The organism is Paenibacillus sp. J5, assembly GCF_054955055.1.
In genome coordinates, this window is record NZ_JBUEDD010000001.1 from 562,388 (window position 1) to 575,278 (window position 12,891).

The following is a 12,891-nucleotide window of genomic DNA, read 5'->3' on the forward strand; positions in this document are numbered from 1 at the left end:
GTAAACTTTTTATTAACACCTAAAACAGAGATTTACAATATTATTTCCTTGTTTTTACACCAAACGAACAAATCAATGCCCTGTCCATCAGCAGAAGGCAGCGCTACAAGCTGCTCCAGAATAACAAAAAGGCGCAGCATGCTGCACCTTCATTGTGTGCCAATCTCTCTGTCCCTATCCATAAGTAACATGATCCTCAAACGATGGGGTGAGAGGAACGATATGGTAATACGTCTTCCCAGGTATAAATGGCAGCTCCTGACCATCCTTATACAGCCGAATAATATCATCACTTGCCCTTGCCCATTCGCACTCCACCATCCGCCCTTGCTGGAACAGCATCGCAGGCCCGCCGCTATCCAGATCTACCGACAGTCGCCCCACATCATCGAGTGTCCGATGCTTCGTACCGAGCACAACCAGATTCGTAGCGCTTAGCTGCTCCTCGTTGTTGAGATCGATATGCTCTTCCTTGTTGACGAACCGGTAATACAACTGCTTTTGGTCGTCATAGGTATAGGATACCCGGTAATTTTTCAGAGAAAAATAAATCTCAAGCTGCTTGGCCGTCTCGCCCCCCGGAAGCACTACGCTGGCGGTTGGCGCCACATCTGTGCTTTTTGTGGAGCCTTCTTCACCCGTATCGCCAGAGCTGGCTGCTCGGCTGGCCCCTTGGTCGCCTGCTCCGGCATGACCCTCGGCAGTCGGGCTTCCAGTAGACGGTGTACCTTCGCCAGATTGCGCCACAGTGCCACGATCCGCACCATCGCCTGCAATATCTTGCTGAGCAGCGCTCCCGGATGCCGACGGAAGAGCCTCACCTGAACCTGAGCCTGTACCTGATACCGAGCCTGTATTTGTACCTGAGCCCGAGCCTGTACCTGATACCGGGCCTGTATTTGTACCTGAATCTGATACCGCCACCGCTGCACCTGGAAGCGATATAAATTTCATCGCGGGTATCGCAACGTCCTGCGGATAGTTCTTCTGCTCGGCTCCAGCGCGCATCTTCTCCAGATTGGAATACAGATTATGCGGCGCCTTGCGGAAGCTTTCCCGCCAGAAGAACGGGCCAGCATTGGAGATCTCATCCAGATGCTGCTTACGCTGCTGCTGCAGGATGGCATAGCCGTCATTGCTTGCCCCGGCATGAACCAATACGGCATTGTACATCTCGCCCATCTCGATCAAGTAGGGACGAATACTGCGGATCGGGCCGATCGTCTCTGATGTATTGTCGCTTTGGAAGATCGCAACAAGCCGCGTAATCCCGCCCTCAGCGAGCACCTCCCATACAATATCCGCATGCGTCAGCCCAGATTGCGGGCGCGCCGCCTTATAATTATTGATCATGACAGCGATCGGGCGCTGCTTCGACAGTTGCTCCGGCATCATCGCCTCACTGTCTGCGCCTTGTGCTGTAGCTGGCAGCGCTATACCAGTCAGCGGTGCTGTAATGGCAGGCGGCTCCGGTACTGGAGCTGGTTCGACAGGCTGAGTGATTACTCCCTTGTCCCCATTATCCACAGGAGCCATCTGTGGCTTGCCTACCCCTGCACACGCTGAGAGCAGCAGCAATCCTGTCAGGAGCAACAGCATCCGCACACTCCGGTAACCCTGAATCTTCCCCATAGTTGGCACCCCGTCCTTATCTTTTAGAATATGTACGCTATGTATGATGCAAAGCATGCTATTTCCTTATTAAACCATAGGAACCACCTGTTTGTCTTGGGACATGTTCCATCGCTGCATAAGCCATACTATCTAAAGTACGGGTAACGGCTGCCTTGCTCTGCCTGCTCCCTTTCCTTACTAATAGCTTCGATGAACCATTATCTTACAACCTGGCACGATTCATTTAAGGAGGTGACGGCAGATGACAGCATGGCTCGATTGGGTCGCGGCTCATTGGCTGGCCGTTCTGCTTATCGCGGGCATACTGATCGCCTCGATCTTCGTATACCGCAAGCGCGAACAGCTTTTCTACAGAAATTGACGTTCCCCGCCCCTTCCAGATACGAATGCAAAAAAGGTGAACCATCAAGCTTCCGCCGACATGTTCACCTCTTTCGTTCTATCATCCTTTACCTGGCTTCGCGTGACAGACTAGGACTGCGCCAGACCTTGCAGTGCCTTCAGCGCAATATCCGAGCGGTAGTGTACGCCGTCAAAATGGATCTTCTTCGCCGCTTCATAAGCGCGCTCGCGCGAGGCCTCCGTATCCTTGCCTACGCCCACCACGCCGAGAACGCGACCGCCATTAGTCACGATCTGACCGTTAGCCTCCGCAGTGCCTGCATGGAAGATCAGCACGCCCTCCAGCGCCGCTGCCTCCTCCAAGCCGCTGATGGCGCGACCCTTCGGATAACTGGCAGGGTAGCCCTCAGAGGCAAGAATAACACAGGTTGCTGCCTCATCGCTCCACTCAATGTCAAGCTGATCCAGACGACCATTGAGCGCAGCGAGGATGATGTCCACCAGATCCGTCTTCAAGCGCGGCAGCACAACCTGCGTCTCTGGATCGCCCATGCGCGCATTGAATTCAATCGTCTTGGCCCCATCCTTCGTAATCATCAGACCAGCGAACAGCACACCGCGGAACGGACGTCCCTCGCTCACCATCGCCTTAGCCGTCGGTTTAATGATATTCTCGATGGCATCGTCAATAATCGCCTGCGGGATATGCGGCAGCGGCGTATAGGTGCCCATACCACCCGTGTTTGGCCCTTTGTCGCCGTCGAATACCGGCTTGTGATCCTGTGCAGGCACCATCGGACGTACCGTCTCACCATCGACGAAGGCCAGGATGGACATCTCCTGCCCCTCCAGAAACTCCTCGATCACGACCTGGTCACCAGACTGGCCGAACACCTTGCTCACCATCATATCGGCAAGAGCCTGCTGCGCCTCCTCCATCGAATACGCGACGGTAACCCCTTTGCCTGCAGCAAGCCCGTCCGCCTTGATGACGATCGGCGTCTGCTGTGCGGATAGATACGACTTGGCCGCTTCGTAATCGGTGAATGTCTCGTATGTGGCAGTTGGAATCGCGTATTTCTTGAGCAGATCCTTCATGAAGATTTTGCTGCCCTCGATCTCTGCTGCATTTTTGCGCGGCCCGAAGATCGGAATCTGCTTCGCCTCGAACGCGTCAACGATACCATCAGCAAGTGGATCATCCGGCCCCACGACGACCAGATCAATTGCATGATCGACGGAGAACTGAATCAGCTCCTCGAATTGTCCAACCTGAATGGGCACGCATTCTGCCAACTGCGCGATGCCCGCATTGCCCGGCGCGCAATATAATTCCGATACCTTCTCACTCTTCTTCAATGCCCAGACAATCGCATGCTCGCGGCCGCCGCCGCCAATGACTAATATCCGCACGTATAATGCCCCCCTAATCGTATAAATGACGCACCCGCGCTAGCCAGCGCCGCGCAGCCGTTTTAATATGCAAGCATCCGGCTCCGACCCTCAAGCCTTGGCAAGCTCAAGAGACAGACGCCGGATCAATTGTTGCCAGACGGTAGTTAACCGTCGTGTTCATGTATGCCGTACATTATTCATTCTAACATGACTGACGTCATCATGGTTCGTTCATGCTTCGTTCCATCATGCTTCGTTCCATGATCGTTCGTTCCATGATCGTTCGTTCCATGATGCTTCATTCCATGATGGTTCGTTCCATCAATGGTTCAGGCCATTTATTATTTATGACCTATATCGTTCATGACATATATGCAAACTGCCCTGTACCCGAATGGCCCTGATCAATGCTTGAAATGACGCACGCCAGTAACGACCATCGCAATATTATGTGCATTCGCCACAGCGATCGATTCCTCATCGCGAATCGACCCGCCTGGCTGGATGACAGCCGTAATACCAGCCTTCGCCGCCAGCTCCAGCGTATCCCCCATCGGGAAGAAAGCATCGGAAGCCAGGATGGCGCCCTGCGCCTTCTCTGCTGCCTGCTCGATCGCGATACGTGCTGCGCCAACACGGTTCATCTGCCCTGCGCCGACACCGACGGTCATATTGTCTGCAGCGAGCAGGATCGCATTAGACTTCACATGCTTGACGATCTTCCAGCCGAACAGAAGCTGCTTCATTTCCTCTTCGGTCGGCTGACGATTCGTTACCACCTTCAGATCCGCCTCGCTAATGCTGTGAACGTCACTCTCCTGTACGAGCATGCCGCCATCGACGCTTGTCACGAGCCATTCCGGCTTGCGATCGGCGGAGCTGGTCAGCTCGCCGAGCTTGAGCAAGCGAATATTTTTCTTCGCGCTCAGAATCTCCAGCGCTTGCGGCGTGAAATCAGGCGCAATGATAATTTCCAGAAAAATCTCCTTCAACAGCAGCGCTGTCGGCTCGTCAATGGTGCGGTTCGCAGCCACGATACCGCCAAAGATCGAGGTCGGGTCAGCCGCATACGCCTTTTGGTACGCTTCGTGAATATCCTTGCCGATACCGACGCCGCAAGGGTTCATATGCTTGACCGCTACCACCGCAGGCTCCGTGAACTCCTTCACGATCGCCAGCGCCGCATTGGCGTCATTGATATTGTTATAGGACAGCTCCTTGCCGTGTAGCTGCTCCGCTGTCGTAATGTTGCCAGGCGCCGCGAGCGGCTTGCGATAGAAGGCCGCCTTCTGATGCGGGTTCTCTCCATAGCGCAGATCCTGTACCTTCTCATACGTGACTGTGTAGCGCTCTGGGAGCGGCTCTCCGGTCTGCTTGGACAGATAGTCGGAGATCAGTGCATCATAGGCTCCGGTGTGGCGGAATACTTTGGCCGCCAGACGCTTGCGCGTATCGAGCGTTGTGTCGCCCTCTGCGCGTACCTCATCCAGCACGCCAGCATAATCAGCCGCATCGACGACAACGGTGACGAACGCATGGTTCTTCGCCGCCGAGCGCAGCATGGTTGGCCCGCCGATGTCGATATTTTCGATCGCGTCTTCATAGGTGACATCCGGCTTCGCGATCGTCTCTTGGAACGGGTACAGATTGACGATGACCAGATCGATATATTGCAGCCCCAGCTCCTGCATCGCCTTTTGGTGCTCCTCATTGTCCCGTACAGCCAGCAAGCCGCCATGCACTGCCGGGTGCAGCGTCTTCACCCGTCCATCCATAATTTCCGGGAAGCCTGTCACATCCGAGATGCCGATGACCGGGATGCCTTCCTTCTCCAGCAACGTTGCCGTGCCGCCTGTCGATACGATTTCCACTCCAAGCTTCGACAGCTCGCGGGAAAATTCCACGATGCCCGTCTTATCCGATACGCTGATTAATGCTCTTTTGATCGCCAACGCTTGTCGCCCTCCTTAATATAAATGCTAGCCTGTAATGATTACTTTGCGTCCGTCCAGCTTCACCTTGCCCTGTGCAATCTGTTGCACCACTCCAGGAAGGAGCGCTTGCTCCGCCGCGTGAATTCGCGGGGCAAGCGTTTCTTCTGTATCGCTATCCGCAACCTCCACCACACGCTGCGCGATGATGGGGCCGCTATCCATGCCGCCATCGACGTAATGCACCGTAACGCCCGTCACCTTCACCCCATAATCAAGCGCCTGACCGATGCCATTCACGCCAGGGAAGGAAGGCAGCAGTGCCGGATGAATATTGATCATGCGCCCATAATACGGCTCCACCAGCACCGACGTTATAATTCGCATGTAGCCTGCCAGCACGATCAGCTCGATGCCCCGGCGCTCCAGCTCCGCCAGAATCTCCGACTCATACGCCTCGCGCGATGGGTAATCCTTGGGCTTGAATACCCAGGTATCGATCCCTGCACGCTCCGCACGACCGACAACAGGCGCCTGCGGCTTATCACAAACAAGAAGCTCGATGGTGACATCGAGCCGTCCTGCCTGCACGGCATCCGCCAGGGCCTGGAAGTTGCTTCCTTGCCCTGATGCGAAGACCGCTATTTTCAACCCGGCCATTATACATCCGCTCCTGTGAACGTCACGATACGGCTGCCCTCGGTAATCGTACCGATCCGATACGCCTGCTCGCCCAGCTCGCCTGCGATGCGCAGCGCTTCCTCTGCTTGCTCGGCAGGAACGACGACGACCATGCCCACGCCCATATTGAAGGTGGTGAACATATCACGGTTGGAGATACCGCCCTTTTCCTGCATCAGCTTGAAGATCGGCTGAATCGGCCAGGAGCCGTATTCGATGCTCGCATTCACGCCCTCAGGCAGTACACGCGGAATATTCTCGATGAAGCCGCCGCCAGTAATATGAGCCATCCCTTTGACCTTCACTTGCTCGATCAGCGCCAGCACTGACTTGACATACAGCTTGGTCGGCTCGATCAGCACATCCCCCAGACGCTTGCCATCCAGCTCCGCCAGCTCATCTGTTAATGCATAGCCGCTCTGCTCCAGCAGCAGCTTGCGTACCAGCGAATAGCCATTGCTATGGATGCCGCTCGATGCCAGGCCGATGATCGCATCGCCAGGAGCAATCGATTTGCCGTCGATGATCTTCTTCTTGTCGACAACGCCGACCGTAAAGCCAGCAATATCGTACTCTTCCTCGCTATACATGCCTGGCATCTCCGCTGTCTCGCCACCGATCAGCGCACAGCCGGATTGCACGCAGCCGTCCGCGATGCCCTTGACGATCGCTTCGATCTTCTCCGGCACAACCTTGCCGCAAGCAAGATAATCGAGGAAGAACAGCGGCTCAGCGCCCTGCACCACAATATCGTTCACGCACATCGCGACCGCATCGATACCGATGGTATCATGCTTGTCCAGGGCGAACGCCAGCTTCAGCTTCGTGCCTACCCCGTCCGTTCCCGAGACCAGCACCGGCTCCTCATACTTGTCCTTGTTCAATCCGAACAGGCCGCCGAAGCCGCCCAGATCGGTCAGCACCTCTGGACGGAACGTCGTCTTCACGTGTTTCTTCATCCGTTCGACCGCTTCATTGCCAGCGGCAATATCGACCCCGGCCTGCTTGTAAGCTTCAGCCACACGATTCACTCCTTATCGATTCAATCATTCACATCATTAATCCACAGTACACATCAGGAGCACATCAGGCAACATGGCTTACGACCGTCCGAGCCATGTTGCCTCTTGCTTCCACTCCCCTAACAGCTACAGCTCTTCTCCGATTCCGCATTGATGATCGTAGGATAATCATTGTCGAAGCAAGCCAGGCACATGCCGCGGTTATACTCTCCGTCATTGCCGCCCACAGCCTCAATAAAACCACTGTGCGTAATAAAGGCAAGCGAATCGGCATTGATCAGCTCGCAGATCTCCTCTACCGTCTTCTCGGAAGCGATCAGCTCCTTGCGGTCAGGCGTATCGATGCCATAGTAGCACGGGTTAGCAAACGGCGGCGATGTGATGCGCACATGCACCTCGGTCGCTCCTGCTTCCCGCAGCAGATTGACGATACGACGCGAGGTTGTGCCACGCACGATCGAGTCGTCGATCATGACGACACGCTTGCCCTCGACAACCTTGCGCACCGCACTCAGCTTCATCTTGACGCCCTTCTCCCGCAGCTCCTGCGAGGGCTGGATGAACGTGCGTCCGGTATATTTATTTTTGATCAGACCCAGCTCGTATGGAATGCCTGTCTGCTCCGCATAGCCGATAGCTGCCGAGATGCTGGAGTCCGGCACGCCGGTGACCACATCAGCGTCAACGAACGATTCCTTCGCCATCTGGTAGCCCATCCGCTTGCGCGCAGAATGCAGGTTCATGCCGTTAATATCCGAGTCTGGTCGAGCAAAATAAATATATTCCATCGAGCAGATCGCCCGCCGCTCCAGCGCCGCATAGCGATCCACAGTCAGTCCATAGCGATCCAGCACCAGCATCTCGCCCGGCTGCACATCGCGCTCATAGACCGCGCCAACCGTCTCCAGCGCGCATGTCTCCGAAGCGAATACATAGCCTTCTCCGAGCCGTCCCATAGTGAGCGGACGCAGCCCGTTCGGGTCGGAGGCAACGATCAGCTTGTCATTGGTCATGAGCAAGAACGCAAAGCCTCCGATGAGGCGTTGGAGCGCCTCCTTGGCAGCCGTGACGAAATCCTTCGACGAGCGGGCGATCAAATGCGCGATAACCTCTGTGTCGCTCGTCGTCTGGAAGATCGAGCCCTGCAGCTCCAGCTCGCGGCGAATCTCAGGCGCATTGACGATATTGCCATTGGTCGCTACGGCCAGATCGCCGTCCCGATACTTAAATATTAGCGGCTGGGCGTTAGCCAGTTGGCTCGATCCCGAGGTCGAGTACCGAACATGACCGATCGCGCGGTCTCCGCGCAGCTCGTCCAGTTGCGTCTGAGTGAATACTTCCTTAACCAGCCCCATGCCGCGGTGGTAATGGAAGCCCTTGTTCTTGGAATCGACGGTTGCAATACCGCAGCTCTCCTCGCCGCGGTGCTGCAATGCGTGCAGTCCGTAATAGGCCAAGGCGGAGGCGTCGGGGTATCCATATACCCCGAACACACCGCATTCCTCGCGAAGCTTGTCAAATATATCATCCCGGCCGATGCCTTGATTGTAATGGTCGCCTGTCCACAGCTTTGGAAGCTGTATTACTTCATCAGACATGGAATCGCATCCTTCCAGACCTTCTCCAGTTGTTCAACCGGCGCTTGGATAGCCGGTTGGCCGTTCACTTGAATGTTCAGCTCGCTTCCTTCGACAACGCCGATCTCGGCATGAACCACGCCTTGCTCATTCAACCAGTTGTTCAGCACCTCTGCCTGCTCGGGCTTCACCGTCAGCAGAATACGCGACTGGCTCTCACTGAACAGCGCCAGATCAGGGCGCAGCTCGCTTACGATATTAACTTGCGCTCCCAGCTTGCCGCTGATGCAGGATTCGGCCAATGCAGCCGCCAGACCGCCCTCGGACAGGTCATGCGCCGAGGCGACATAGCCCTTTTGAATCGCGCCCAGTACAGCGCTAAGCAGCTTCTTCTCCTCAGCCAGGTCCAGCACAGGCGGACGTCCCTCAGTTACGCCATGTACGACATATTGCAGCTCGCTTCCGCCCAGCTCAGCCTTGGTCGTACCCAGCAGTACGATGCGGTCGCCCTCAGACTTGAAGCTTTGCGTCATAATATGATCGACATCATGCACCAGACCGACCATACCGACGACCGGCGTCGGGTAGATCGCGCCTTTGGCATTCTCATTGTACAAGCTGACATTTCCGCCGATAACCGGCGTGTTCAGCTCGCGGCAAGCCTCAGCCATACCGTCAACCGCCTTCTCGATCTGCCAGAACACCTCTGGCTTCTCCGGGTTGCCGAAGTTCAGGTTGTCCGTAATTGCGAGTGGCTCTGCACCGGAGCAGACGATATTGCGCGCTGCCTCAGCAACCGCGATCCGTCCGCCCACCTCAGGATCAAGGTATACATAGCGGCCGTTGCAATCCGTCGTCATCGCCAGCGCCTTGCGAGTGCCTGGCACCGTAACTACTGCTGCATCCGAGCCCGGCTGTACCGCCGTGCTGGTGCGGACCATATAGTCATATTGATTATAGACCCATTCCTTGCTTGCTACCGTTGGCGACGCCAGTACCTGCTTCAGCGCATCGGTCAGATCCGCAACCTCTGCATAAGCCGTCGTGTCGATCGTGGCGTTCTCACCATAATAAGCAGGCTCCTGGCTCGGCTTGTTGTATACCGGACACTCGTCAACGAGCGCAGTTACCGGCATATCTGCCACTTGCTCGCCCTTGTGGAACAGACGCAGACGGCCATCGTCCGTTACCTTGCCGACCTTGGCGCAGATGATACCCCAACGCTCGAAGATTTCGCATGCTTGCGCCTCATCCTTAGGCTCAACCACGAACAGCATCCGCTCCTGTGACTCGGACAGCATCATCTCATAAGGGGTCATGCCCGGCTCGCGCTGCGGCACCTCATCGAGATACAGCTCCAGGCCGTTGCCTGCCTTCGACGCCATCTCAGCGCTCGAGCAAGTCAGACCCGCTGCGCCCATATCCTGAATACCAAGCACGATGCCGGTATCGATCAGCTCCAGACAAGCCTCCATAACGAGCTTCTCCATGAACGGATCGCCTACCTGAACCGCCGGACGCTTCGCTTCAGATTCCTCTGTCAGCTCCTCTGACGCGAAGGTCGCGCCATGGATGCCATCGCGGCCCGTAGCCGGCCCGACATAGAAGACCGGGTTGCCTACGCCCTTGGCGACACCGCGTTGAATCTTGTCATGGTCGATCAGACCGACACACATCGCATTGACGAGCGGGTTGCCCTCATAGCTCTCGTCGAACATCACCTCGCCCGCGACCGTCGGAATACCAATACAGTTGCCATAGCCAGCGATGCCGCTGACGACATGCTCGAACAGATAGCGCACGCGCTCATTTTGCAGACGACCAAAGCGCAAGCTGTTCAACAGTGCTACAGGACGCGCGCCCATCGAGAAAATATCGCGAATAATGCCGCCCACACCCGTCGCAGCGCCTTGGTAAGGCTCGATTGCGGACGGGTGGTTATGGGATTCGATCTTGAATACAACCGCCTGATTGTCGCCGATGTCGACGATGCCCGCGCCTTCGCCCGGCCCCATCAGCACCTTCTCGCCAGTCGTCGGGAACCGTCTCAGCACGTTCTTGGAGTTTTTGTAGGAGCAGTGCTCCGACCACATGACGCTGAATACGCCAATCTCCGTATAGTTTGGCTGACGGCCAAGGAAGCCGCAGATCAGTTCATATTCTTTGTCCGTAACGCCCATTTGCTTGTAGATTTGCTGCTCGGCAATCTGCTGCGGCGTCGGTTCCTTAGCTGTTAATTGCTGCGCCATGCTGTTCCCTCCATGCATTCAAAATCGATGTAAACATCCGTTTGCCGTCCTCGGAGCCCAGCAGCTTGTTCACTGCGCGCTCTGGATGCGGCATCATGCCCACTACATTACCCTGCTTGTTGCTAACGCCTGCTATATCTTCTACAGAACCATTCGGATTGGCGCCCGCCTTGTAACGGAATACGATCTGGTTGTTCGCCTTCAGCTCCGCCAGTGTCGCCTCGTCACAGTAATAGTTCCCTTCACCGTGTGCAATTGGAATATCGATGATCTCTCCCGCTTCATACTGGTTCGTGAACGCCGTATCGCTGTTCACTACCTCCAGCAGTGCGGAGTGGCAACGGAACTTCATGCCGTTGTTGCGCAGCAGCGCACCTGGCAGCAAGCCCGCCTCGGTCAGAATCTGGAAGCCATTGCAGATGCCCAGCACATATTTGCCCGCCTCTGCCGCCTTCTTCACCTCATTCATTACCGGAGCAAAACGCGCGATCGCTCCGCAGCGCAGATAGTCTCCATAGGAGAAACCGCCTGGCACGAGAATGCAATCATAGCCGGACAGATCCGTAGCTGTATGCCATACGTAATCCACCTTCTGGCCGATTGTTTCCTCTACCGCCTTGTAGCAGTCGATGTCACAGTTCGAGCCCGGAAATACGATTACCGCAAACTTCATTGCTTAACCCTCCAATTCAAAGCGGTAATCTTCAATTACCGTATTTGCAAGCAGCTTTTCGCACATCGAGGTAATCCGCGCTTCCGCTTCGGAACGGTCTGTCGTGTCCAGCTCCAGTTCCAAATACTTGCCGATTCTCACCTTGCCTACCTCGGCAAAGCCCATCGTATGCAATGCTCCCTGAACAGCGCTGCCTTGTGGGTCCAATACGTTTTGCTTGATTGTGACATATACGGTTGCTTTCATCGCTTGTTACTCCTCCTAGAAATGAGAGATGAACGTTCATCTTCGATATGATGTGCTTGCTCATGCCTTGCCAGCTCTGCTACCATCCCCGCCCTGCGGCCGGACAGCCGCTAATTGCGTGTCTGCCCCGCCGCGTGAGAGATTATAGGATCGTGCTATATACAATACGGATGAGGCTCTCGCCTGTCTGCTCACAGCAGCGCCCTGCCTGCTGAAGCAGGCATGCTGATCGGATGACTACTTCCCGGTCAGCCTGCTGTAGATGTCCAGATAACGGCTGCTGGTCTCTGCCACGACATGCTCCGGCAGCGGGGCCGGCTTGCTGTCGCGATCCCAGTCAGATTGCAGCAGGTAGGTGCGCACAGGCTCCTTGTCCATGCTGTCAATCTCCGTATCCAGCTCATACTTGTCCTGCGCCCAGAAGCGCGAGGAATCCGGTGTGAAGATTTCGTCAATCAAGATGACCTTGCCGTCGATCAGGCCGAATTCAAACTTGCAGTCCGCCAGAATAATGCCCTGCTGCGCGCAGCGCTCATGCGCGAACGTGTACAGCTTGATGCTCCGATCACGCAGCTCCTCTGCCAGCTCCGCTCCCACCAGCTCCTGCATGCGGGAGAAGGAGATGTCCTCGTCATGACCGACATCATTCTTCGCAGCAGGCGTGAAGATCGGCTCAGGGAACCGCTCGTTCTTGCGCAGACCCTGTGGCAGCTCAATGCCGTTGATCGCAGATGTCTGCACATATTGTCTCCAGCCACCGCCTGTGATATAGCCGCGCACGACGCATTCGATGTCGATCCGCTCCGCCTTGCGCGTCACCATGATCCGGTCACGCAGCAGGTCAGGCTGCGTAATCAGCTCACCCAGCTTGTCCACATCCGTATGAACGACATGGTTCGGCTGGATGGCTGCCGTCTGCTCGAACCAGTAAGCGCTCAGCCGATTCAGCACATTGCCCTTATTCGGCACAGCCGGGTCGAGCACATAGTCAAACGCCGAGATGCGGTCGGTGACCACAATCAGATAATGCTCTCCCAGATCGTACAGCTCGCGCACCTTGCCCTTGTACAGGAGCGGGGCCTTGACATAAGGCTCCGCCGTGGAGATCGCTTCGCTATTCATCGCACTAGTTGCCATAGT

The 12,891-nt window shown here is 56.0% G+C and carries 10 protein-coding genes; all 10 read right to left on the reverse strand.

Features of this window, described 5'->3' with window-relative positions:
• Nucleotides 1-174: 174 nt before the first annotated feature.
• The 10 genes from ACY1JZ_RS02255 to ACY1JZ_RS02300 all read right to left on the reverse strand — a co-directional run bounded on the left by ACY1JZ_RS02255 (nucleotide 175) and on the right by ACY1JZ_RS02300 (nucleotide 12,873).
• On the reverse strand, nucleotides 175-1,632 hold the full coding sequence (locus tag ACY1JZ_RS02255) for a DUF3048 domain-containing protein (RefSeq protein ID WP_462627881.1): 1,458 nt from the start codon (nucleotides 1,630-1,632) through the stop codon (nucleotides 175-177).
• 474 nt (nucleotides 1,633-2,106) lie between these two features.
• Nucleotides 2,107-3,390 carry a phosphoribosylamine--glycine ligase gene (gene purD / locus ACY1JZ_RS02260; RefSeq protein ID WP_462627882.1) on the reverse strand — a complete coding sequence of 428 codons (1,284 nt, stop codon included), beginning with the start codon at nucleotides 3,388-3,390 and terminating at the stop codon, nucleotides 2,107-2,109.
• Nucleotides 3,391-3,776: 386 nt separating this feature from the next.
• On the reverse strand, nucleotides 3,777-5,324 hold the full coding sequence (purH, locus tag ACY1JZ_RS02265; protein WP_270168378.1) for a bifunctional phosphoribosylaminoimidazolecarboxamide formyltransferase/IMP cyclohydrolase: 1,548 nt from the start codon (nucleotides 5,322-5,324) through the stop codon (nucleotides 3,777-3,779).
• A 27-nt stretch (nucleotides 5,325-5,351) separates the two neighbouring features.
• Nucleotides 5,352-5,963, reverse strand: coding sequence for a phosphoribosylglycinamide formyltransferase (gene purN / locus ACY1JZ_RS02270; RefSeq protein WP_462627883.1), 612 nt, complete (start codon nucleotides 5,961-5,963; stop codon nucleotides 5,352-5,354).
• Nucleotides 5,963-7,006 carry a phosphoribosylformylglycinamidine cyclo-ligase gene (purM, locus tag ACY1JZ_RS02275; RefSeq protein WP_270168374.1) on the reverse strand — a complete coding sequence of 348 codons (1,044 nt, stop codon included), beginning with the start codon at nucleotides 7,004-7,006 and terminating at the stop codon, nucleotides 5,963-5,965. Before purM ends, purN begins: the two co-directional genes overlap by 1 nt.
• 119 nt (nucleotides 7,007-7,125) lie before the next feature.
• Nucleotides 7,126-8,604: an amidophosphoribosyltransferase gene (gene purF, locus ACY1JZ_RS02280; RefSeq protein WP_270168372.1), complete on the reverse strand. Its 1,479-nt coding sequence runs from the start codon at nucleotides 8,602-8,604 to the stop codon at nucleotides 7,126-7,128.
• Nucleotides 8,589-10,832, reverse strand: a complete 2,244-nt coding sequence (gene purL, locus ACY1JZ_RS02285) for a phosphoribosylformylglycinamidine synthase subunit PurL (protein ID WP_270168370.1) — start codon at nucleotides 10,830-10,832, stop codon at nucleotides 8,589-8,591. The genes purF and purL overlap by 16 nt, the downstream gene beginning before the upstream one ends.
• Nucleotides 10,810-11,505, reverse strand: a complete 696-nt coding sequence (gene purQ, locus ACY1JZ_RS02290; protein WP_270168368.1) for a phosphoribosylformylglycinamidine synthase subunit PurQ — start codon at nucleotides 11,503-11,505, stop codon at nucleotides 10,810-10,812. Before purQ ends, purL begins: the two co-directional genes overlap by 23 nt.
• A 3-nt stretch (nucleotides 11,506-11,508) precedes the next feature.
• On the reverse strand, nucleotides 11,509-11,751 hold the full coding sequence (purS, locus tag ACY1JZ_RS02295; protein WP_270168366.1) for a phosphoribosylformylglycinamidine synthase subunit PurS: 243 nt from the start codon (nucleotides 11,749-11,751) through the stop codon (nucleotides 11,509-11,511).
• Nucleotides 11,752-11,988: 237 nt separating this feature from the next.
• Nucleotides 11,989-12,873: a phosphoribosylaminoimidazolesuccinocarboxamide synthase gene (locus ACY1JZ_RS02300; protein ID WP_462627961.1), complete on the reverse strand. Its 885-nt coding sequence runs from the start codon at nucleotides 12,871-12,873 to the stop codon at nucleotides 11,989-11,991.
• Nucleotides 12,874-12,891 lie beyond the last annotated feature (18 nt).